The sequence below is a fragment of the Alloactinosynnema sp. L-07 genome (genome assembly GCF_900070365.1).
Classification (GTDB): Bacteria; Actinomycetota; Actinomycetes; order Mycobacteriales; family Pseudonocardiaceae; genus Actinokineospora.
Window position 1 is genome coordinate 4,213,765 of sequence record NZ_LN850107.1, and the last position, 21,625, is coordinate 4,235,389.

26 protein-coding genes are annotated in these 21,625 nt (G+C 70.1%); 15 read left to right on the plus strand and 11 right to left on the minus strand.

Going from position 1 to position 21,625, the window contains the following annotated elements; all coding sequences use genetic code 11:
• Nucleotides 1-3 precede the first annotated feature (3 nt).
• The 7 genes from dhaM to nucS form a co-directional block, all read right to left on the minus strand.
• Nucleotides 4-675 (minus strand): dihydroxyacetone kinase phosphoryl donor subunit DhaM, encoded by a 672-nt coding sequence (gene dhaM, locus BN1701_RS18700; RefSeq protein ID WP_054050596.1) that lies wholly within the window; start codon nt 673-675, stop codon nt 4-6.
• The gene (gene dhaL, locus BN1701_RS18705) at nt 672-1,283 is read right to left on the minus strand and encodes a dihydroxyacetone kinase subunit DhaL (protein ID WP_054055970.1); all 612 of its coding nucleotides are present in this window, start codon (nt 1,281-1,283) and stop codon (nt 672-674) included. Before dhaL ends, dhaM begins: the two co-directional genes overlap by 4 nt.
• Complete coding sequence (gene dhaK, locus BN1701_RS18710; protein ID WP_054050598.1) at nt 1,283-2,284, minus strand: dihydroxyacetone kinase subunit DhaK; 1,002 nt, start codon at nt 2,282-2,284, stop codon at nt 1,283-1,285. Before dhaK ends, dhaL begins: the two co-directional genes overlap by 1 nt.
• A 74-nt stretch (nt 2,285-2,358) precedes the next feature.
• Nucleotides 2,359-3,372 (minus strand): DUF3558 family protein, encoded by a 1,014-nt coding sequence (locus BN1701_RS18715; protein WP_157368063.1) that lies wholly within the window; start codon nt 3,370-3,372, stop codon nt 2,359-2,361.
• A gap of 51 nt (nt 3,373-3,423) precedes the next feature.
• Complete coding sequence (locus BN1701_RS18720) at nt 3,424-4,788, minus strand: VWA domain-containing protein (RefSeq protein ID WP_054050602.1); 1,365 nt, start codon at nt 4,786-4,788, stop codon at nt 3,424-3,426.
• A gap of 1 nt (nt 4,789) precedes the next feature.
• Entirely contained in the window at nt 4,790-5,653 is an 864-nt protein-coding gene (locus BN1701_RS18725) for a MoxR family ATPase (RefSeq protein ID WP_054050604.1), read from the minus strand.
• A gap of 15 nt (nt 5,654-5,668) precedes the next feature.
• Nucleotides 5,669-6,328: an endonuclease NucS gene (gene nucS / locus BN1701_RS18730; protein ID WP_054055971.1), complete on the minus strand. Its 660-nt coding sequence runs from the start codon at nt 6,326-6,328 to the stop codon at nt 5,669-5,671.
• Nucleotides 6,329-6,374: 46 nt separating this feature from the next.
• On the opposite strand from nucS, the gene BN1701_RS18735 reads away from it, so the two are divergent.
• The 3 genes from BN1701_RS18735 (at nt 6,375) to BN1701_RS18745 (ending at nt 9,891) form a co-directional block, all read left to right on the plus strand.
• Complete coding sequence (locus BN1701_RS18735; protein WP_054050607.1) at nt 6,375-6,902, plus strand: NUDIX hydrolase; 528 nt, start codon at nt 6,375-6,377, stop codon at nt 6,900-6,902.
• Between the two features lie 71 nt (nt 6,903-6,973).
• Nucleotides 6,974-8,296, plus strand: coding sequence for a S41 family peptidase (locus tag BN1701_RS18740; RefSeq protein ID WP_082859925.1), 1,323 nt, complete (start codon nt 6,974-6,976; stop codon nt 8,294-8,296).
• Between the two features lie 68 nt (nt 8,297-8,364).
• The gene (locus BN1701_RS18745) at nt 8,365-9,891 is read left to right on the plus strand and encodes a chitinase (protein ID WP_054050610.1); all 1,527 of its coding nucleotides are present in this window, start codon (nt 8,365-8,367) and stop codon (nt 9,889-9,891) included.
• Between the two features lie 52 nt (nt 9,892-9,943).
• Here BN1701_RS18745 and BN1701_RS18750 read toward each other — a convergent pair whose 3' ends face one another.
• Nucleotides 9,944-10,573, minus strand: a complete 630-nt coding sequence (locus tag BN1701_RS18750) for a TetR/AcrR family transcriptional regulator (RefSeq protein ID WP_054050612.1) — start codon at nt 10,571-10,573, stop codon at nt 9,944-9,946.
• 94 nt (nt 10,574-10,667) lie between these two features.
• Here BN1701_RS18750 and BN1701_RS18755 point away from each other — a divergent pair, with 94 nt between their 5' ends.
• Both BN1701_RS18755 and BN1701_RS18760 read left to right on the plus strand, forming a co-directional pair.
• Nucleotides 10,668-11,471: an alpha/beta fold hydrolase gene (locus BN1701_RS18755; RefSeq protein ID WP_054050614.1), complete on the plus strand. Its 804-nt coding sequence runs from the start codon at nt 10,668-10,670 to the stop codon at nt 11,469-11,471.
• A gap of 32 nt (nt 11,472-11,503) precedes the next feature.
• Nucleotides 11,504-12,049, plus strand: coding sequence for a dihydrofolate reductase family protein (locus BN1701_RS18760; protein WP_054050616.1), 546 nt, complete (start codon nt 11,504-11,506; stop codon nt 12,047-12,049).
• 3 nt (nt 12,050-12,052) lie between these two features.
• Here the strand turns inward: BN1701_RS18760 and BN1701_RS18765 are convergent, their stop codons facing one another.
• Nucleotides 12,053-12,826 (minus strand): enoyl-CoA hydratase-related protein, encoded by a 774-nt coding sequence (locus tag BN1701_RS18765; RefSeq protein ID WP_054050618.1) that lies wholly within the window; start codon nt 12,824-12,826, stop codon nt 12,053-12,055.
• Between the two features lie 82 nt (nt 12,827-12,908).
• Here BN1701_RS18765 and BN1701_RS34400 point away from each other — a divergent pair, with 82 nt between their 5' ends.
• On the plus strand, nt 12,909-13,133 hold the full coding sequence (locus BN1701_RS34400; protein WP_082860377.1) for a GrpB family protein: 225 nt from the start codon (nt 12,909-12,911) through the stop codon (nt 13,131-13,133).
• On the opposite strand, the gene BN1701_RS18770 is transcribed toward BN1701_RS34400, so the two are convergent.
• Together BN1701_RS18770 and BN1701_RS18775 are read right to left on the minus strand one after the other, a co-directional pair.
• Nucleotides 13,130-15,148 carry a protein meaA gene (locus BN1701_RS18770; protein WP_082859927.1) on the minus strand — a complete coding sequence of 673 codons (2,019 nt, stop codon included), beginning with the start codon at nt 15,146-15,148 and terminating at the stop codon, nt 13,130-13,132. The two genes, BN1701_RS34400 and BN1701_RS18770, sit on opposite strands and share 4 nt — an antisense overlap.
• A 3-nt stretch (nt 15,149-15,151) precedes the next feature.
• The gene (locus tag BN1701_RS18775) at nt 15,152-15,481 is read right to left on the minus strand and encodes a helix-turn-helix domain-containing protein (RefSeq protein ID WP_172803280.1); all 330 of its coding nucleotides are present in this window, start codon (nt 15,479-15,481) and stop codon (nt 15,152-15,154) included.
• 131 nt (nt 15,482-15,612) lie between these two features.
• Here BN1701_RS18775 and BN1701_RS18780 point away from each other — a divergent pair, with 131 nt between their 5' ends.
• The 9 genes from BN1701_RS18780 to BN1701_RS18820 all read left to right on the plus strand — a co-directional run bounded on the left by BN1701_RS18780 (nt 15,613) and on the right by BN1701_RS18820 (nt 21,610).
• Complete coding sequence (locus BN1701_RS18780) at nt 15,613-15,834, plus strand: hypothetical protein (RefSeq protein ID WP_054050624.1); 222 nt, start codon at nt 15,613-15,615, stop codon at nt 15,832-15,834.
• 87 nt (nt 15,835-15,921) lie between these two features.
• Entirely contained in the window at nt 15,922-16,566 is a 645-nt protein-coding gene (locus BN1701_RS18785; protein WP_054050626.1) for a hypothetical protein, read from the plus strand.
• Entirely contained in the window at nt 16,563-17,678 is a 1,116-nt protein-coding gene (locus BN1701_RS18790) for a hypothetical protein (RefSeq protein ID WP_054050628.1), read from the plus strand. Before BN1701_RS18785 ends, BN1701_RS18790 begins: the two co-directional genes overlap by 4 nt.
• The gene (locus BN1701_RS18795) at nt 17,675-18,190 is read left to right on the plus strand and encodes a hypothetical protein (protein WP_054050630.1); all 516 of its coding nucleotides are present in this window, start codon (nt 17,675-17,677) and stop codon (nt 18,188-18,190) included. The genes BN1701_RS18790 and BN1701_RS18795 overlap by 4 nt, the downstream gene beginning before the upstream one ends.
• Nucleotides 18,187-18,705: a hypothetical protein gene (locus BN1701_RS18800; RefSeq protein WP_054050632.1), complete on the plus strand. Its 519-nt coding sequence runs from the start codon at nt 18,187-18,189 to the stop codon at nt 18,703-18,705. Before BN1701_RS18795 ends, BN1701_RS18800 begins: the two co-directional genes overlap by 4 nt.
• Nucleotide 18,706: 1 nt before the next feature.
• Nucleotides 18,707-19,111 (plus strand): hypothetical protein, encoded by a 405-nt coding sequence (locus BN1701_RS18805; protein ID WP_054050634.1) that lies wholly within the window; start codon nt 18,707-18,709, stop codon nt 19,109-19,111.
• Nucleotides 19,111-19,455, plus strand: coding sequence for a hypothetical protein (locus BN1701_RS18810; RefSeq protein ID WP_054050638.1), 345 nt, complete (start codon nt 19,111-19,113; stop codon nt 19,453-19,455). Before BN1701_RS18805 ends, BN1701_RS18810 begins: the two co-directional genes overlap by 1 nt.
• A complete protein-coding gene (locus BN1701_RS18815) occupies nt 19,452-20,384 on the plus strand; it encodes a hypothetical protein (protein WP_054050640.1) in 933 nt (310 codons plus the stop codon). Before BN1701_RS18810 ends, BN1701_RS18815 begins: the two co-directional genes overlap by 4 nt.
• On the plus strand, nt 20,384-21,610 hold the full coding sequence (locus BN1701_RS18820; RefSeq protein WP_054050642.1) for a hypothetical protein: 1,227 nt from the start codon (nt 20,384-20,386) through the stop codon (nt 21,608-21,610). The genes BN1701_RS18815 and BN1701_RS18820 overlap by 1 nt, the downstream gene beginning before the upstream one ends.
• Nucleotides 21,611-21,625 lie beyond the last annotated feature (15 nt).

Here is a 21,625-nt window from a genome sequence, read left to right on the forward strand (position 1 = left end):
CTCTCACCCAGGTGAGGCCTCGTCGAAGCCGCGCGCCGCCAGTTCCTCGACCCGCCGCAGAGCCTCCTCGGCCTGCGGTCCGGTGGCCGAGACCCGTACCCGGTCGCCGCCGCCCGCGCCCAGTCCCATCAGGCTGAGCACGCTGCGCGCGTCGGCCGACCGGCCGCCGAACGACACCGTCACCGCGGCATCCACATCGGACAGCGTGCGCGCGAGCAGCCCGGCGGGCCGGGCGTGCAGGCCGACGTCGTTGGTGAGCAGTACGTCGATCCCGCCCTCGACCTCGCCCGCGTCGGCGGCCATCGCCGCGAGCGCACCCGCCGCCGCTGAGAGGACCGCGTCCAGGTCCGCCCCGCCCTGGGCGGCGGCCGCGGCGGCGACCGCGCCCTCGACCAGCGGCGCGTCGACCACGGCGGCCGACTCGGGATCGCCGAGCATCTCCACCGCCAGCTCAGCGACCATCTTGGCGCTGCCCAGGTCGTAGAGCACCACGACGCCCGCGCCGTCCTGCGCGCTGTCGATGGCGCCCGCGACGGCGTCGAAGTCGGTGCCGAGACCGTCGTCCATGCCGCCCGCCACCGCGATGGTCACGTCCGGCGCCATCTGGCTCGCCACCTCGGCGACGCCCTCGGCCAGGCGCGCGCTGTGGGAGACGATGACCAGCCCGACCCTCACGCCGACCCCGCGAACGACCGCAGCAGCAGCGACGCCGACCGCGCCCCCGGATCGAGGTGCCCGGCGCTGCGTTCGCCCAGGTAGGAAGCCCGGCCCTTGCGGGCGACCAGCGGCACCGTGGCCTCCGCGCCCGCCTCGGCCGCTTTCGCGGCGGCCGCGAGCACGGCGGCGACGGTGTCGCCCTGGGCAGCGTCGGCGGCGGGGGCGAGCGCGTCGACCATCGTCTTGTCCCCCACCTCCGCCTTCCCGCGAGCCACGACGCCCTCCAAGCCCGCCCGCAGAGCCGCCGCGACCAGCTCGGGAGTCAGTTCGGGCGCCGCCCCAACAGCCGTCGACGCGCGTAGGAACGCCGTCCCATACAGCGGCCCCGCCGCCCCTCCGACCTTCGAGATCAGCGTCGTGGCCACGAGCTTCAACACACCCGCCGGCGTGTCCGGCGTCGACTGGTCCAGGGCCGCGACCACGAAACCAAACCCGCGTTTCAGGTTCTCCCCGTGGTCGCCGTCGCCGATGGCCTGATCCAGCCGGACCAGCTCGTCACGGTATTCGGTGATCACGGCGGCGGCGGCCCGCACGGCCGCCGCCACCGCCGCCGCGTCGCACGGCATCAGACTCCCCAGCGCAGCGCGGCGGTGTGGACCGGCGCGTCCCACAGGCGGGTCAGCTCGTCGTCGAGGCGCAGCAGCGTCACGCTGATCCCCTGCATCTCCAGGCTGGTGATGTACGGCCCGACCAACCTGCGCTCGACCACGATTCCGCGGTCGGCGAGCAGCCGCTCGGCGATCCCGTGCGCCAGATACAGCTCCAGCAGCGGCGTTCCGCCCATCGAGTTGGTGAACAGCAGCACCCGGTCACCCTCAGCGAATGGCAAGTCGGCCAGGACCGGCTCCAACAGGCCCGCGACGATCCCGTCGGCGCCCTCCAGCGCGACCCGCCGCCTGCCCGGCTCGCCGTGGATGCCGATGCCGACCTCCATCTCGTCGTCGGCGAGGTCGAAGCTCGGCGTGCCGACGTGCGGGACCGTCGGCGCGCTCAGCGCCATGCCCATCGAGCGGGCGTTCGCCACGACCGCGCGCGCCAGCCGCTCACAGGTGTCCAGGTCGGCGCCCGATTCGGCGGCGGCGCCGACGATCTTCTCCAGCAGCACCGTGCCGCCGACCCCGCGCCGCCCGGCCGTCCAGGTGGAGTCCTGCACGGCGACGTCGTCGTCGATGACCACGGTCCGCACGTCGACGCCGTCGGCCTCGGCGAGTTCGGCAGCGGTCTCGAAGTTGAGCACGTCGCCGGTGTAGTTCTTGACCACGAGCAGCACCCCAGCACCGCCGTCGACCTGGGCGACCGCGGCCTGCACCTGGTCGGGGGTTGGCGAGGTGAACACCGCTCCTGGGCAGGCGGCGTCGAGCATGCCCTTGCCGACGAAGCCGCCGTGCATGGGCTCATGCCCCGAGCCGCCGCCTGACACCACCGCGACCTTGCCCGCCACCGGCGCGTCGGCCCTGGCCACCACGGCCGGGTCCTCGGTGACTTTCAGCAGGTCGGGATGGGCCAGTGCCATGCCACGTAGGGCGTCGACCACGATAGTCGCTGGATCGTTGAGGATCTTCTTCATCGCGCGCCTCCTAGCCGGGGCGGGGTCCCTCCAGTTCCTACACCCGCGCGGCCGGAGGCGAAAGCCGACAGAGGCTAGCCCTTCGGCAGCTTCGGAATCAGCGCCTTGGCCACGGCCTCGACCTTGGCGCAAGTGTCCTCGCCAGCCTGCGTGCTGTAGCGGCTGAACTCGACGCTGACGACCTCGGCGACCTCGCGGTCCGGCGGGAACGGCGCGTGCGCCCATTCGAGCCTGCACCGGTCACCGGAGGACTTCTCGGCCTTCTTCTGCGCCTTCACCCCATTACCGAGGTCGACCGGCGTGGTCTCGGCGGCGTCGGCCAAGTCGTCGGGGTTGGAGGAGATGTCGAAGGTGACGTCGAACGAGGCGCCGCTGAGGTTCCAGTCGCACGTGTGCAGCGTGGTGAGCTGCTTCTCGGCGCTCTCCCCGATGGTCGAGGTGACAACCGAGTCGTCCAAGACCTCGCACGGGTCGAGGTCGACAAGCGTGCCCTTGGCCAGCTTGAGCGGCTCCGCACCCGCACGCACCTGCTTGACGATCGACTCCATCATCTTGCGGCCCGGTTCACACAGCCCACCCGGCCCGCCCATCTGCAGGGTGATCGCCCGCTTCGGCGAGTTCTCGGTGATGACGTTGATGAAGCACGCCGTCTTGTCCTCGAGCTCGGACTCGGTGGCGGGCAGACCGCCGATCTTGAACGTGCCATCGGCGCTGGTGCCGCTCAGGGACTCGCCGACGGTGAGCGAGAAGTTCAGCTCTTTGCCGTTCTTGTCCTTCATGTAGTTCGAGCACTTGTCGTAGTCGCGCAGCCTGCTGTTGGCGGGCGTGCCGAACTCGGCCAGCGCGTCTTCATTCAGCAGGCCACACGGGTCGAGTCGGCGCAGGTTCTTGGTGGCGAACGCCTCGTCGCCGGTCACGCCCCCACCGCTGGTCGCGGTCGTCGGGTCGGCGGGCCCACCGCCCAGGTCGGCCGTGGCGGGCACCGTCGAGCGCGGGAAAGTCTGCTTGGTCAGGTCCGCACCGCAGCCCGCCAGCACCGTCACCAGGCACGCGACGGCGCCGACTGACCACATCCGAGATCGCCTCACGGCGTGAACGGTAACCAGTCGGGCGCGGCCGGATGCACGCAACCAGCCAATTCAGGCCAGGCGTTCGACGAAACGGGCGAGTTGGGCGAGGTTGCGGCACTCGACCATCTCGATGACCTCCGCGTACGCCGGGGCGGCCGAGTCGCCGGTGCCCCACCGAGCGATCGGCTCCGGGTTGAGCCAGTGGGCGTGCCGGGCCAGGGCCGCGAGGTCGGACAGGACGCCGGTCTCCGGGGAGAGATAGTTCGACCGGGCATCGCCGAGGATGAGCAGGGCCGTGTTGGGGCCGATCAATGTCGAGTGCTTGGCCGCGAGGTCGACGAAGACCTTGCCGTAGTTGGTGCCGCCGCTGAGGAATCGAACGCCGTCGGCCTCCATGCGCGACAGCGCCGCGCGCACGTCGTCGCTGGCGGCGAAGTACCGGGTGACCTCGACCGGGGTGTCGACGAAGGCGAACGCGCGGACTCGGCTGAACTGCTCACGCAGCGCGTACACCAGCAGCAGGGTGAACCGGGCGAACGATGACACCGACGAGCTGATATCGCACAGGACCACCAGTTCCGGCTTGTGCGGACGGCGCGGACGGTGTCGGGTGCGGATCGGCACGCCGCCGGTGGCCAGCGACAGGCGGATGGTGCGGCGGAAGTCGAGCAACCCTCGCCTGCCGCGCCGCCTGCTCATCTTCGTGGCCAGGCGCCGGGCCAGCGGATAGACCTCGCGGCGCAGGTTGGCCAGGTCGTCGGCGGTCGCGGTGAGGAAGTCGACCCGGTCGACGGTCGGGCGCGCGACCCAGCGAGCGGTCTCCGGGACACCTCTCTCCTCGGCGATCCGGCGCTGCGCGTCGGCTCGCATCGCGCGTTCGAATCGGGCGATCCGCTCGGTGAACCGCCTGCGGGTGTCGCGTTCGTCGATAGTGTCGGTCGGGGCGGCGGTTCGGACCAGGCCCGCCATCAGCGTGCGGGGCGTCAGGGTGTCGAGCGCCGCGGCGGGTGACCACCGGGCCGGGCCGTCGCCGGGGAGCCTGCCGAACTCGGCCAGCGCGGCCATCGCCAACTGGTCGAGCCCGGCGAGGTCGCCGTCGAAGACGAGTTCGGCCAGGCGCCGCCTGTTCGCCACCACGCTCGGGGACCGGTCGACTCCGCCGGTGACCTCCACCTCGCTGCCGCGCTCAGGGGCGAGTTGGACACCATCCCCGACCGCGCGCGGGAACCACAGGTCGAACAGTGCGTCGAACGCCTCCCGGTGCGCCTGCCGCTTGACCACGGTCGTGGCGTAGGCGGCGCGCAGCGACTCGCGCTCGCCGATGTCGACGGCGGCCATCGCGTGCGCCGCGTCGAGCCCCTCGGCCAGCGACACCGGCAGCCCGGCCTCGCGCAGCGCGCCGAGGAAGGCGATGTGCCGTTCCACGATCGCCATGTCAGCCGCGCAGCCCGAGTTCCTTGGCCGCGCGCTCGTGGTCGGAGACGTGTTTGAGGAGCACGCCGAGCGTGTCCGAGATCGTCCGTTCGTCCACTGTGGCCACTCCGAGCGCGACGAGCGTGCGGGCCCAGTCGATCGTCTCGGCGATCGACGGCGCCTTCTTCAACTCCAGGCCACGCAGCCCGGCCACCACGCCGACGAGGCGCTCGGCCAGCGCGTCGGCCAGTCCCGGCACCCGACGCAGGACGATGTCGCGTTCCCGCTCCGGGGTCGGATAGCCGACGTGCAGGTAGAGGCAGCGGCGGCGCAGCGCCTCGGAGAGCTCCCGGCTGGCGTTGGAGGTGAGCACGACGAACGGGCGCCGCGTGGCCTCGATGGTGCCCAGTTCGGGGATGGTGATCTGGAAGTCCGACAGCACCTCCAGCAGCAGCGCCTCGATCTCGACATCGCCCTTGTCGGTCTCGTCGACCAGCAGCACCGTGGGCTCGTCCCGGCGGATCGCCGCCAGCAGGGGCCGCTCCAGCAGGAACTCGTCGGTGAAGATGTCGTCGTGGGCCTGCTCCCAGGTTTCCTCCGACCGGCCCGCCTGGATGCGCAGCAGCTGCTTGGAGTAGTTCCACTCGTAGAGCGCGCGGGCCTCGTCCAGGCCCTCGTAGCACTGGAGCCGGACCAGACCGGCGCCCGTGGCGGCGGCGACGGCCTTGGCGAGCTCGGTCTTGCCGACACCGGCGGGTCCTTCGACGAGCAGCGGCTTGCCGAGTACACCCGCGAGGAACACGGTGGTCGCGATGGCCTGGTCGGCGATGTAGCCGACCTCCGCGAGCCGAGCGGCAGCGTCAGCGGGGCTGGCGAAAGGCGGCATGCCCGCAGTCTATGGCTAGAACAGGCGGAACTCGTCGGACACGATGCCGCGCAGGGCGTCGTAGTCGAGGGTGACGCAGCGGATGCCGCGGTCCTCGGCCAGCACTCTGGCCTGCGGTTTGATGATCTGGGCGGCGAAGACGCCCTGGACCGGGGACAGCAGCGGGTCGCGGTTGAGCAGTTCCAGGTACCGAGTGAGCTGCTCGACCCCGTCGATCTCGCCCCGGCGCTTGATCTCGACCGCCACGCTCTTGCCGTCGGCGTCGCGGGCCATGATGTCGACCGGGCCGATGGCGGTCGGGAACTCGCGGCGGACCAGCGTGTATCCGTCGCCGAGGGTCTTGATGTGTTCGGCGAGGAGTTCCTGGAGGTGGGCCTCGACGCCGTCCTTGACCAGGCCTGGTTCGGCGCCGAGTTCGTGCGACGAGTCGTGCATGATCTCCTCGATCGTGATCACGATCTTCTCGCCCGCCTTGTTCTGCACCGTCCAGACGCCGTCGTCCTCGGTGAGCCAGCAGGGCGGGGTCATCCAGTTCAGCGGCTTGTAGGCGCGGTCGTCGGAGTGGACCGAGACCGAGCCGTCGGCCTTCACCAGCAGCAGCCGGTTGGCCATGGGCAGGTGGGCGGTCAGCCGTCCGGCGTAGTCGACCTGGCAGCGAGCAATCACTAGGCGCACGGCCAGCAAGGCTAGTCCGAAGGCCGGAGTACGGCAGGATCGACCCGTGGAGACACTCGGATCAGACCAGGTCTATGCGAACCCGTGGATGACCGTCCGCGAAGACAAGATCCGCCGCGCAGACGGCACTGACGGAATCTTCGGGGTGATCGACAAACCGGACTACGCGCTGGTCATCCCACTCGACGGCGACCGCCTGACGCTGGTCGAGCAGTTCCGCTATCCGCTCCAGGCCCGGCGCTGGGAGTTCCCGCAGGGGACCGCGCCCGACCGGGCCGACGTCGAGCCGACCGTGCTCGCGGCACGGGAGTTGGCGGAGGAGACCGGGCTGGTCGCGGCGTCGATCGAGCGGATCGGGTCGCTGGACTGCGCGCCGGGGATGTCGAGTCAGCGGGGGAACGTGTTCCTCGCGACCGGGCTGACCGAAGGGCCGCCGAGTCGGGAGTCCGAGGAGCAGGACATGCGGTCGGCGTGGTTCACCCGGGCCGAGTTCGAGCGGCTGGTGCGGGCCGGGGAGATCAGCGACGCGCAGTCGATCGCCGCCTACGGGCTTCTGCTGCTGCACGAGAGGTAGGGACAACCCCACCAAAGATCGACCTGCCTGCCCGACTGCGCCCGCGCGCCCCCGCGACCACGATGGGCGGCATGGGGATCACACACAAGCGCGTCGCGGCAGGCGTCGCCGCCGGGCTGCTCTGCACCATCGTCATCGCACCAGAGGCCGCGGCCGGGGAACGGGTCGACGGGACGTGGCGGACCGAGGGCTACGGCACCGTCCTGGAGATCACCGACGGTCACGCCCGCTTCTACGAGACGACCGAGATCAGCTGCCTCGCCGGGGAGACCGCGGAACGGGTCGGCAACGGTCCAAACGGGACAGTCCGGTTCGCGGGCGATCGTCTGGGGTTCACCGTGCGGGCCAAGGGAAACCGGGCGGTCCAGGTGTTCGACGGGTCGGTCAGCCACCGCGAGCTGCGTCGCACCTCCACTCGACCGTGCACCGCGCCGAACGGTCCACTGGGGACATTCGACGTCTTCTGGACCACCTACGCCGAGAACTATCCGTTCTTCCAGCTCAAGGGGATCGACTGGCAGGCGGTGCGGGACCGGTACCGCTCGCGCGTGCGCCCGGACATGTCCGATCAGGAACTCTTCGATCTGCTCGTCGAGATGATCGAGCCACTCGGCGACGCGCACACCGGAATCCTTGCCGGGGAACGGTTCCACGTCGGCCACCGGCCCGGCACCACGTTTCCCAGCCCGGAGCTGGAGGCCCGAGTCCGGCCGTATGTCATCGGCAACGTCGGTGAACTCCAGGAGTTCGGCCGCGGCCGTATCGGCTACGCGGACCTGCCCGGCGGCCTGGGCTACCTGCGGCTGATCGCGTTCATGGGCTACACCGAGGACGGCTACGCCGCCGACGCCGCCGAACTCGACCGAGCGCTCGACGTGATCTTCGATCGGCATCCGCGCGGGCTGATCATCGACCTGCGGATCAACGGCGGCGGCGCCGACGCGCTCGGCTTGGCGGTCGCGGCGCGACTGACCGGCCATCCGCATTTCGCCTACGCCAAGCAGACCTGGACCGGCACCGGGTTCAGCGCGCCGCAGCGGTCGGACGTGCGCCCGGCCAAGCCCGGATTCACCGGTCCGGTCGTCCTGCTGACCAGCGGGTCGCAGATGAGCGCGGGCGAGACGTTCACCCAGGCGCTGATCGGGCGATCGCCCGCGGTCACCCGGATAGGCGAGCACACCCAAGGCGTCTTCTCCGACACGATGGAGCGCTCGCTGCCCAACGGCTGGAAGTTCATCCTGCCCAACGAGCGGTTCGTGACCCGCTGGGGACAGTCCTTCGACGGCGCGGGCATCCCGCCGCACATCCGGATACCAGTGTTCACAGAACAGGATTTCGCCACTGGCAAGGACTCCGCACTCGATCGGGCGATCGCGTTGCTCCATCGGGGTTGACAGGTCAAGTGGTCTAGTCCATTTTGAATGGGCCGGACCTCCCTGTAACCCGGCCACTGGAGGCAGCCATGTCGCTCCCTGTCAAACGCGCGCTTTTAGCCCTGCTGTCGGCCGTGTCGATCTGCTTCACGCTGGTCGTCGCGTTCACCGGTCCGGCCTCGGCGGCGAACCTGGTCAGCAATCCCGGATTCGAGACCGGCAACCTCAGCGGGTGGTCGTGCGGCGCCGCGGCGGTGGCGGGCGGGGACACCCACTCGGGCACGTCCGCGCTGGTCGGCACCCCCGCCGGGCACGACAACGCCCGGTGTTCCCAGACCGTCGCGGTCATCCCGAACACCCGCTACGCCCTGACCGCGTGGGTCAAGGGCGCCTACACCTACCTCGGCGCGACCGGCACCGGGACAGCTGACGTCAGCACTTGGACGCCGGTGTCAGGTTCGTGGGTGCAACTGTCGACGGCGTTCACCAGCGGCGCGTCGACCAAGTCGGTGACGATCTACCTGCACGGCTGGTACGGCCAGCCCGCGTACCGCGCCGACGACGTGATCCTCGACGGCCCGGGTACGCCGCCGACCACCACGACCACCCCGACGACACCGACGTTGACCACTACGACACCGACTTCGACCACCACGACACCGACGTCGACCACTACGACGATGACAACCACTACGACCACCACCACGCAGCCGCCGCCGACCGGACTGCCGAAGCACATCCTCACCGGCTACTGGCAGAACTTCTACAACGGCGCCCGCGCGCTGACCCTGGCGCAGGTCCCGACCACCTACGACATCATCGCGATCTCCTTCGCCGACGCCGTCCCCGGGCGCAACGGCGCGGTCAGCTTCACCCTGGACTCGGGCCTGTCGAGCCAACTCGGCGGGTACACCGACGCGCAGTTCCGCGCCGACATCCGCACCGTGAAAGCCCGTGGCCAGAAGGTGATCCTGTCCGTCGGCGGCGAGAAGGGCACCATCTGGGTCGGCGACGCGGCGGCGTCGGAGGCGTTCTCCAGCACGATGTCCGGGCTGATCGCCGACTACGGGTTCGACGGCGTCGACATCGACCTGGAGAACGGGATCAACGCCACCCACATGGCCCCGGCCCTGCGCCGCATCCACGCCGCGGGCGGCAAGGTGATCACCATGGCGCCGCAGACGATCGACATGCAGTCCACTCAGGGCGGATACTTCCAACTCGCCTTGGCCACCAAGGAAATTCTGACGATCGTCAACCTGCAGTACTACAACTCGGGGACGATGAACGGGTGTGACGGTCAGGTCCACAGCCAGGGCACGGTGAACTTCCTGACCGCGCTGGCTTGCATCCAGCTCCAAGGTGGGCTGCGGGCCGATCAGGTCGGACTCGGCCTGCCCGCGTCACCTTCCGGCGCGGGTGGCGGGTATCAGTCACCCGGCAACGTCAACAACGCGCTGAGCTGCCTGGCCCGGCGCACGAACTGCGGCAGCTTCGTCCCGTCGCAGGCGTACCCGGACATCCGGGGCGCGATGACGTGGTCGATCAACTGGGACGCGTCGAACAACTGGAACTTCGCCAACACGGTGGCACCCCACCTGGACACGCTGCCCTAGCTGTGTCCATATGAGACGGCGGCGTGCGCTCCCCCGGAGCGCGCGCCGCCGTTCAGTTGTAGGCGGCCAGGAAGACGTCCGCGGCCCGGTCGGCGAGGTCGTCGATCTCGGCGACGGAGGGTCCCGCCTCCGTGCCCGCGAACATCACCTGGTTCATCGGCTTGTACATGACGAGCCCGGCGAAGTGGTAGGCCGCCAGCGTCGGGTCCGACAGCGGCCGCAGCAGGCCGCGGTCGACAAGGCGCTGCATCGACTCCCCGAGCAGCACGAGCGACTGATGGAAGCCGCGCTCGAACCAGGCGCCGGAGACCTGCGGGAACCGGTCGGCCTCGGCCAGGACCAGACGTCGCAGTCGCAGGACCCTCGGCTCCATGAGGGTGTCGAGGAACCGGTGGGCGAGATCGCGGAAGCCTTCGCGCACGTCGGTCGCCTCATCCAGCGCGCTGCCGAACGCCGTCGCGAAGCCCTCCACGACCTGCAGGGTCGTGCCGAGGATGATCTCGGCGAACAGATGCTCCTTGTCCGCGAACTGCTTGTAGACGGTCTGCTTGGACACCGCGGCCTTGGCCGCCACCTCGTCCATGCTCGCGCCGAGGTAGCCGTTGTTCAGGAACACCTCGGTGGCCGCGCTCAGGATCGCCCGCCGTTTGCTCGCGGTCCGCCCGCCCTGCTGTGGGTCCACGACGCCTCCCTGGATTCGGAACTAGTACTAGACAGTACCGTACCCATCGCAGTACTGTACGGTCTAGTTCCAGCGACCAAGGAGAGCGAACATCATGGGAACGGTCTACTCGAAAGACGGCAACACGATCGCGTTCGACGTCCGCGGCGAGGGCGAGCCGCTGATCCTGGTTGACGGCGCCACCTCGTTCCGCGCGGTCAACCAGCTCAACGCCGAGACCGCGGCGCTGCTGGCCGGGGAGTTCCGCGTCTACACCTACGACCGCCGCGGCCGCGGCGAGAGCAGCGACACCGCCCCCTACTCGACCGAACGCGAGATCGAGGACCTCGCCGCGCTCATCGACGCGGCGGGTGCCCCCGCGGTGGTGTGCGGCCAGTCGTCCGGCGCGGTCCTGGCCCTTGACGCCGCCGCGGCGGGTCTGCCCATCAGCAAGCTGGTCCTGTGGGAGCCGCCGTTCGTCGTCGACAGCGGCAGGCCGCCCATCCCCACCGACTACGTCGAGCGACTCGACGCCGCCGTCGCCGCGGGCCGCCCGGGCGACGCCGTCGAACTGTTCCTCACCGCCGCGGCTGGCCTGCCCGTCGAGGCCGTCGGCGGCATGCGGCAGAGCCCGTTCTGGCCGGTGCTCGAAGGTATCGCGCACACCATCGCCTACGACGGCCGGTTCATGGGCACCACGATGTCGGGCAACCCGCTGCCCGCCGACCGCTGGGCCGCGGTCACCGTCCCCACCCTTGTCCTGCACGGCAACGGCACCGAGCCGTGGCTGATCGCCGCGGCCAACGCCATCGCCGACCTGCTGCCCACCGCCACGCTCGAAGCGGTCGAAGGCGCCCAGCACAGCACCACAGCCGACGTGTTCGTCCCGACGCTGTCGAAGTTCATCCGAAGCCTGTAACCGCGGTTCCAATTCTCAGAAAGGCTTATCCGATGCGCAAAGTAACCGCGTCACTGTTCATCTCGCTCGACGGTGTCGTCGAGTCGCCCGACGAGTGGCAGTTCTCCTTCGACGACGAAATGGGCGCGGCGATGATGCGCGCGCTCGACGAGGCGGACACCGTGCTGCTGGGCCGAACCACCTACACGGAGTGGGCCGAGTACTGGCCGACCGCGGACGACGAACCGTTCGCTTCGCTGATCAACGGCACCCCCAGGTACGTCGCCTCCACGACCCTCGACTCCGTCGACGCGTGGCCGAACAGCACGCTGATCAAGGGCACTCTGGCCGAGTGCGTCACCGAACTGCGCCAGGGCGAAGGCGGGACGATCACCGTCGCGGGCAGCCCGTCGGTGGTGCGGGCCCTGCTCGATGAGGGCCTGCTCGACGAACTGACGCTGCTGATCCACCCCGTCATCGCGGGCGGCGGCCGCCGCCGACTCTTCGCCGACACCGCGGCGACGACCGGACTCGAATTGGTCGACTGCACGACGACCAGCGGTGGCGTGCTCATCGCGACCTACCGACCGGCTCGGTAGCGGTCAATCCGGCCAGACTGGGGAACGCTTCTCCAGGAAGGCAGCCATGCCTTCCTTCGCCCCCGCCAATTGCGACGCGGCGGCCATGACCTCCAACGCGATCGCGTACGCGTCGGCTTCCGGGCGGTCGAGTTGGGCGTAGATGGTCTGCTTCCCCACCGCCCGACTCGCGTCGCTGCCGCGGGTGGCCCGGCTCAACAGGTCGTCGACTGCCTTGTCGAGGTCCGCGTCGGGGACCACGTAGTTGACCAGGCCCCAGGACTCGGCGGTCTGCGCGTCGATGATGTCGCCGGTCAGCGCGAGTTCTAGCAAGCGTTTGCGGCCGATCGAGCGGGCTACGGGGACCGCAGGCGTGTGGCAGAACCAGCCGCCTTTGCCGCCGGGGAGGGCGAATCCCGCGGATTCGGCGGCGACGGCCAGGTCGCAGCTGGCCACCAGCTGACAGCCCGCCGCCGTGGCCAGGCCGTGCACGCGGGCGATGACCACCTGGGGCACGGATTGGATCGTGCGCATCAGGTCGGTGCAGAGTTCGAGGAGTTCGCGCACACCGGCCAGGTCGCGGGCGGCGACGTCGGCGAAGTCGTGGCCGGAGGAGAACACCGGGCCCGCGCCCGCCAACACGATGCCGGTGGCGTCGGACTCCCCCGCGGCACGGAAGGCGGTCAGCAACTCGGCCAGGTGGTCGCCGGACAGCGAATTGCGGCGGGTGGGCCGGTTCATCGTGATCCGGACGACGCGGTCGGTGCGTTCTACGAGGATGTGCTGGTACTCGGCCATATCCCGACCGTACTCGCGAACAGGCTGACCGCAGGCCGACGCACGTGGAGATCACCCGGCACCACGACCCAGACCCCGCAACCTGCACGTCTTCAGCCCCGACTGCCCCGAGACCGTCCGCCATCGCAAGTTCCGGGACTGGCTGATCGGGCACCAGGACGACCTTGCCCGCTACCGCGACGCGAAACACGCCGCCGCCGCGGAGACCACGGCGGCGGCGGGAGTCATCGTGGACTACAACCGGCACAAGGAGCCGATCATCCGGGACATCTATGACCGGATGTTCCGTGCCGGCGGCCTGCTTTAGCCCAGCTTGTTGGCCTCGCGGATGACGTTGACGATCTCGGCCATGATCTGGGTCATCTCGTAGTCCTTCGGCGTGAACACCCTGGCCACGCCACGCGCGGTCAGGATCTTCGCGTCGTCGGGGGGGATGATGCCGCCGACGACCACCGGAATGTCCCCGGCACCGGCGGCGCGCAGGCCGTCGACCACGGCGGGGACGGCGTCGAGGTGTGAGCCGGACAGGATGGACAGGCCGACCACGTGCACGCCCTCCTGCACCGCGGCCGCGACGATCTGGTCCGGGGTCAGCCGGATGCCCTGGTAGACGACCTCGAAGCCGGTGTCGCGGGCCCGTACGGCGATTTGCTCGGCGCCGTTGGAGTGGCCGTCGAGGCCGGGCTTGCCGACCAGCATGCGCAGCCGCTCGCCCAGTTCCTCGCCGGTCGCCTTGACTCGGTCGCGGACGGTCGCCAGTTCGGCACCCGCCTCGCCGCCCGCCGAGGCGCCGGAGACGCCGGTGGGGGCGCGGTACTCGCCGAACACCTCGCGCAGGGCCGCTGACCACTCGCCGGTGGTGACGCCTGCCCTGGCGCAGGCGAGGGTGGCCTCCATCAGATTGGACTCGGTCTTGGCCGCGTCGCGCAACACGCGAAGGGACTCGGTGGCGGCGTCGTTGTCGCGGGCCGCGCGCCAGCGCTTGACCGCCTCGACGGCCTCCCGCTCGCCTGCCGGGTCGACCGTCTCGATCGCCTTGGCGCCCTCGGCCTGCAGCGGGCTGGGCTCGGTGGTGTCGAACTTGTTGACCCCGACGATGGTCTGCTCGCCCGCCTCGATCCGCCTGCGGAACTCGGCCAGGGAGCCGACCATCTGGGTCTTCATGTACCCGGACTCGACCGCCGGGACCGCGCCACCCATCGCCTGCACGCGGTCGATCTCCTCGCGCGCGCCGGTGATGATCTCGTTGACCTTGGCCTCGATGACCGGGGAGCCGTCGAAGATGTCCTCGTACTCCAGCAGGTCGGTCTCGTAGGCGAGGACCTGCTGCATCCGCAGCGCCCACTGCTGGTCCCACGGGCGCGGCAGGCCGAGCGCCTCGTTCCACGCGGGCAGCTGGATGGCGCGGGCGCGGGCCTTGCGCGACAACGACACCGCGAGCATCTCCAGCACGATGCGCTGGACGTTGTTCTCCGGCTGGGCCTCGGTCAGGCCGAGGGAGTTGACCTGCACGCCGTAGCGGAAGCGGCGCTGCTTGGCGTTGGTGATGCCGTAGCGGTCGCGGGTGATCTCGTCCCACAGCTCGGTGAACGCCCGCATCTTGCACATCTCTTCGACGAACCGGACGCCCGCGTTGACGAAGAAGGAGATCCGCTGGACGACCTCGCCGAACTTCTCGGCGGGCACCTGCCCGGAGTCGCGCACCGCGTCGAGCACCGCGATTGCCGTGCACATCGCGTAGGCGACCTCCTGCACGGGCGTCGCGCCGACCTCCTGCAGGTGGTAGCTGCAGATGTTGATCGGGTTCCAGTTCGGCACATTGGTGACCGTCCACGCGACCATGTCGGTGATCAGCCGCAGGCTCGGCCCCGGCGGGAAGACATAGGTGCCGCGGGACAGGTATTCCTTGATGATGTCGTTCTGCGTGGTACCCGCGAGCTTGGCGACGACCTCGTGCCAGTCGGTGCCCTCGGCCTCGGCCTGCTCCTGGGCCACCGAGACGTAGAGCGACAGCAGCCACATGGCCGTCGCGTTGATCGTCATCGAGGTGTTGGCGCCCGCGAGCGGGATCTGGTCGAACAGGGTGCGCATGTCACCGAGATGGGTGACGGGCACGCCGACCTTGCCGACCTCGCCCTTGGCGAGCTCGTGGTCGGGGTCGTAGCCGGTCTGCGTCGGCAAGTCGAAGGCGACGGACAGGCCGGTCTGCCCCTTGGCCAGGTTGCGGCGGTACAGCTCGTTCGACTTCGCCGCGGAGGAGTGACCGGCGTAAGTGCGCATGACCCACGGACGGTCACGCTCACGGTCTGTGGGGTACGGCACCGGTTAACCTCCGTTAATCTTCCGCCTGTTCGGCGAAGCGTACTGGTCAGTAACGCTATTCGACCCCCTTCCTGTGCCCACGCTCACTGGACCCGCCGCGCCGACCAAGTAGGTGACGTCGCCGAGGAGTGAGTCCGGCGTGACCTCGAAGGCGGCGGCGATGTCCGCCAGGTCTTCGAGTTGCCAACGCCTCTGGTCGTTGAGTTGTCGGGATAGGTGGTTCTCGGGCTTGCCGAGGAGCTCGGCGAGTGCCCTCTTGGTTGTGATCCCCCGCATCGCCATGAGAACGCGGACGTTCCGCGTGATGGCGTGCTGGATCTCGTCAGCGGTCATGTCGTCAAGCATGCCAAGTTACCTGTCAAGTTGGCAAGACTGCCGTCTGACCTAACAGGGATCCCCCACGTGGGTCAGATTCAACATCCAAACCGTTGACAGTCTGTCTGTCAGACGGATAACGTCATGACATGACAGACACCACGTCCGAACTCGCGGCCATTCTGCTGGGCCAGCCGCTAGGCGACTGGGTTCGCGTCAAGCGCGGCGCCGGGCTGTCGTGGTCGCACATCTCCCGAGACCTCTACATCGCCACCAGCGGACGCATCTCCAGGACCGGCGAGACCTTGCGAGTCCGTTACCCCGACCCGAGTCCTGACGACGCGGACTCGACCACGCGCCAGACCGCCTGACCTCTGAACGCAGGAAGGGCGGGCCGCCGGATCGCACCCGGCATATGGCCCGCCCACCACGGATCACCCAACTCAAGGAGCATCACCGTGGACAACCCGAGTATCGCACCCGACACCGCGATCTCCGACTGGCTCGCCGCCCTGGCGAGCCACCTCGCCCTTCACCCGAACCTTCAGGCGAGCTTCTCGGGCACGACGCGCCGCGACATCCAGGTTTACCGGCGCGGGTTCGCCAGTCACCTGCATGCGCTGATCGCCTGGGCCGACACGCTCGGCGCGATCGAGCCGATCCGGGTGACCTCCAACGACCAGAACAACGGCGTGCACCTGCTGTTGTCCGGTCGGATGGACGGTGCCCATCGGCTGAGCGTGACAGTCATCCCGAACGCACCTCACGTGGCCGCGTTGGCCAGCCACACGAGCCTCGCTGTGGGCGACCGGTTCGACATCTCGCTGATCCGCACCCTGCTCAAGGCCGAGGCCAGCCCCCGTGTCCGCGTGATCCGGCACGGCGACATCTACGACGGCACCGTGCTGCGGCGCACCGAGAAGCGCATCGTGCTCGGCGAGTACGCCGCCTGGTATCCGGGCGAGGGCGAGTACATCGCCGACGACGGCGACCGGCTGTCGATCCCGCTGAGCGACGGCACCACGGTCATCGAGCACGTCGACGTCACCGTGGTCGACGCTGCGCACGAGCTGGCTTTGGCCGGTACGCCGGTGACGACGTGAGCGCCGCGATCACGGACCTGCGGCTGCGCCCGTCCGTGCGGTTCACCGACTCGACTGCGCTGGTGGCGCGCGCGATCTGCCTGGACTGCGGCACCGCCGAGGAGGTGCGCGACTTCGACGAGGGGCGGGCCTGGGAAGCGGACCACGAGGGCTGCCCGGCCGTGGTCGACCAGGCGCACGGGGAGGCGCTGGCGATCGAGGCCGCGCGGGCCAGCGGGGCGCTGGCGCTGCGGCTGATCTCGCGCAGCGGTCTCGTGCACATCTCCAGCCTGCACGAGGTGGACAGCTACCTGTGCGACAGCAGGTCGCCGTTCATCGAGCACACGGCGCTGTCCTCGGACTGCCCGAGCTGCGGGCTGCACGTGTCCTCCATGCAGGACTTCGCCTACAGGGCTCGGCACGGCGCGATGCAGGGTTACAGCGCGGCCGCGCCGATGGGCGCCCGGCATTGGGCGCGGTTGACCGCGGCCGAGCAGGCGCGGTGGCTGACGTGGGCGTGCTCGGACAATCCGGAGATGCCCGAGATCGACGAGGCCGCCGACCGTGTGGAGTTGGAGGCCGTGGCCCGGTGGGCGGCGGACGGGATCGATATCAAGGTGGCCGTGGCGCAGGTGCTGCACGAGACGACGGGCATGGACCCGGCGCCGACTGTGCAGGTCCCGCCGGTGCCCGACGAGGCCCGCGCGGCTGGCTGGGACGCGCTGATCGCCGCGCGCGACTCCGGTGCGGACCTGTCGCAGGCCTACGCCCGCGCGCTGGACGCGGTGCTGCTGCCGCTGTACGCGGCGTGGGTGGGCGACCGGCACCTGATGGCTCTGCCGGAGCCGGACGAGGTCGACGAGTCTGGTGCCCGCTGGGGCCAGCTGGTGGACGCGACGATGTACGGATCAACGCCGGTGGTGCGGCTCGTGGGCCGCGCGTGGACCGCCGACGACGCCGAGCTGCTCGCCGCCGAGATCGTGGCCGCCGCCCGCTGGGGTCGCGACCGCGCGGACGAGCTGGGCGCGGACGCTGTCCCCCTCGACGTGGCGCTCGCCCCCTACGCCGCCCGCATGGATGCGCGTCGGGACGCGCGCGGCGCCGACGTCGAGCAGTCGGGTGGTGTGTCGTGAGCGCGGCGAGCCTGCCCCCGGAGTCGGCGGCCGACCGTGTGCGCCGCGAGGTCGGCGACCTCGTGTCCCGCATGGTGCACGCCGCCCACGGCAAGGCCGGGTTCCGCACGGTCCCGTTCCTGCCGGGGTCGCAGTTGACGCGGTCGGAGCCGCTGCCGCTGGTGGCGTTGACAACGGCCGTGCGGCTGCGGAACGCGGCGGCGAACCGGGTCGGCGACTACGCAAGGGCCGCCCGCGCCGACGGCGTGACCTGGTGGGAGATCGCCCGCGCCATGGAGGTGCGCGACTCGGAGGACCAGTCCGCCGCCGAGGTCGCGTTCGCGGCGGTCGCCGGTTCCCGCGTGTCGATGTCGGACCGGCCGTCGACGTACTGGCGCTGCTTCGACTGCCGGGCCCTGATCACCGAGTTCAGCCCGATCAACGGGCACCCGGTGGATTGCGAGCAGGGCCACGCCGAGGGCTGCGCGCGGTTCGCCCGCCAGGTCGCCCGGTATGAGAGGCGGAACCGATGAGCGCCGTCTGTCCGAACACCGGTGTCCCGGTGCCGAAGTGCTGGTGCGCGCAGTGCCGGCGCCCGCTCAGCGTGTCGACGCTGACCGAGCCGCCCGCTCCGTCGCTGGCCGATGACCTGTTCGCGATGGACCGGCCGCGCGACCCGCAGCGGTGGCCGGTCCGCGATCGGATCTTCTGGATCCTGGTGGCCGCCGCCGCGCTGGTGCTGCTGATCGCGTTCCTGCCCGCGCTGGCCGGTGCACTGTCGGCGGCGCTGGTTCCCCGGCTGCGGGTGCCGGATCCGCCGACCCGGCACGCGCAGCCGGTGTCGTACACGGTCGGCGCGGTTGCCGTCGACGTGGTTGCCGTGCTGATGGCGCCGGTGTGGTTCATGTCGGACCTGTTCGAGTCGCCGCGCAAGGTCATCAACCGGTGCCGGGACTGGTGGGGTGCTGACCCGGCCCGCGCGTGGCTCCTGTTCGAGGTCGCCCTCGTCGCGCTCGTGTTCGTCGCCGTCCTGATCGGGGGGATCTGACATGGCGCTGGACCCGAACGTGGTGGCCGCCTACGAGGCGGTCATGGGAATGATCGGTGACCGGCCGGTGCGGGTTGAGGACCCACGCCTGCGGATGCCGGTGCCGACCGACGTCTTGGGGATGATCGCGACGAGCGCGCCCGCCTACTCGGTGCAGGCGATCCCGCTGCACTACGGGATCAACTGCATCCGCAACGAACGCTTCGGCTTCCCCGCTGAGTACAAGCTGGTCGAGAACCCGGTGCCGCAGACCGATCCGACGTTCGCGGCCCGGTTGGCCGACCTGGTGCTGCCGGTGTTGGACCGCATGCTCGCCGCGGCTGCCGAGCAGCGCGCCGTAGAGACCGCCGACCTGGCGCCGGGTGAGTCGGTCGAGGCGTGGGACCAGATCAAGAGGATCGGCTGATGACCGCGCTCATGACCGTCCTCGCGGGCGGCAACGACCGGCCGCTGTTCGAGATCGAGGACCAGCCCGGTGACTGCTCCCCCGGCTGCCCGTGCGAGACCGATGGCTCCGACTACGGCGCCCGCTGGGTTCCCGTCCGTGAGAGGCGGGGCCGGGACGCGGCGCGGCTGATGTACCAGCAGGCCCGGAACGTGCTCGCCGTGATCTCCCCGGACTCGGACGGCGACATCTTCCTCGCGCACCGGCTGCTCGCCCTGGACGTCGGCGAGGACGTCGCCCGCCGCCTGCTCGCCGACCCCGCCTACTCGCTGCCCGCCAACAACCCGGAGACCACACGACCATGACCACGCCGACCACAAGCAAACTCGGCCAGGACGTCGTCGACGTCGACAAGCCCGACGACGGCGACCTGACCCTCTGGTCCGTCACCACCGTCCTCGGCGCCCTCGACAAACCCGCCCTCCTCTACTGGGCCGCCGAACAGGCCGCGTCCGCCGCAATCGACAACCAGGCCACCTGGCAGGCCATGCTCGCCGACCGCGGGCGCACCGAGGCCGTGAAGTGGTTGCGCGACGCCAGGTTCCGCCGCCCCCGCAACCTGCTGTCCTCGGCGGACCTGGGCACCGTCGTGCACCACCTGTGCGAGGTGTACGCGCTCACCGGCGTCCGGCCCGGCAAGGACGCGATCGCCGACGCCATGCGCAACACTGGTGGCGACCAGGTCGACGTCCGCGCCGAAGGCCCCGTGGTCGAGGCGATGCTGGACCGATTCGACGGATGGCTGCAGCGGTTCACACCGTCCTATCAGGCCACCGAAGTCTGTGTGTACAGCCCGACCTACGGCTACGCAGGGCAGACCGACGGGTTTCTGACGATCGACGGCGTCCGGTTCATCGGCGACTACAAGACCAGCCGCGAACCCTACGACTCGCGCGGCAAGCTCAAGACCCCGTACCCGGAGCAGGTCGGCCTGCAGCTGGCCGCCTACCGGTACGCGGAGTTCGCGGCGGTGTGGCGGCCGCGGCGCACCGAGCAGTTCCGGCGCCGCTACTACCTGCTCGGTGAGGCCGAGCGGGCCATGGCCGAACCGGTGCCCACCGTGGACTCGGGTCTGGTCATCCAGATCACCCCGGAGTCGTGCGAGTCCTACCCGATCCGCTGCGACGAGACGGTGCACGAGGCGTTCCTGTTCGCCGTCGAGGCGTTCCGCTGGCTCAACTACACGAGCAAGACGGTCATGGGCGGCGCCCTGGAATCGGCGGGGGACCGCTGATGCCGATCATCGACTTGCAGCGCAGGCTCGCCGAGGCCGGGCGTATCCGCATCGGCCAGCAGGTCCCGACCGGAAAGGGCGGCAGCCGCCCCGAGAAGCTGACCACGTTCCGCCTCACCAGCTCCGACGCGCACCGCATCCAACTCGCCGCGCAGATGTTCGGCGGGCAGGCCGCGCCGTGGCAAGCCCCGGCCGGGCCGCAGTGGGAAGTCGTCACCGACGCCGACGCGCTCGAAGTGATCGTCCCGCCGTCGGACATGGCGTTCTCCCAGCACTACGAACTCTGGTCCGCCGGTGGCTGCCAACGCCGCTGCGACGGGCGCGTCGAGTCCATCAGCGACGGCGCCTGCGTGTGCGACCCGGACGCCCGCGAGTGCGACATCCACACCCGGCTGTCTGTGATGCTGCGCGACCTGCCCGGCCTGGGCGTGTGGCGCATCGACACCCAGGGCTACTACGCGGCTGTCGAGTTGCAGGGCGCGGTCGAGGTGATCCAGATCGCGGCCGGTCGCGGTCAGATGCTGCCCGCCAGGTTGCGCCTGGAGCAGCGTGTCGTGAAGCGCCCAGGCGTGGGGACGCGCCGGTTCGCTGTCCCAGTCCTCGATGTCGAGGTGTCCCCCGGTCAGCTGATGGCGCCCGCGTCGGGCATGCAGCACAGGCAGATCACCGGACAGACGCACGACCATGCGCCGGTCGACGGGTCGGCGCGGCTGATGACGCCGGTCCCGGCGAGCTTGCCGTCCGCACCGGTGGGTTCGGTGGCCGAGCAGGCCGCCGCCGTCGCGCAGCCGAAGGCCAGGCCGCAGCGCAAGAACGCCGCGCAGCCGCTGCCCGCCACCGGTGTCCGCCCTCGAACCGCCGCTCAGGCGGCCAAGCAGATCGAACCGCCGCCGCCTCCGCCGGACGAGCCGCCCCCGCCGGAGGACGAGGTCCACGAGTGCGAGCCCACTGTGACGAAGGCGCAGCTGAACAAGCTGCATGTGTTGTTCGGGAAGTTCGGCATCAACGAGCGGGCCGACAAGCAGAACACCTGCAGCCTGTTGATCCGCCGCTGGATCGAGTCCTCGACTCACATGACCGTCCCTGAGGCGTCGCGCGCGATCGAACAGTTGGTGAGCTGCGAGCAGTCGTCCGACCCGGCCAAGGCGCTGGACGCGCTGATCGCCCAGTGCCAGGACGAGATGCAGGCCGCGCACGAGGTCAACCAGTTCGGCGGTGAGTCGTGACCGCCACGGTGACGG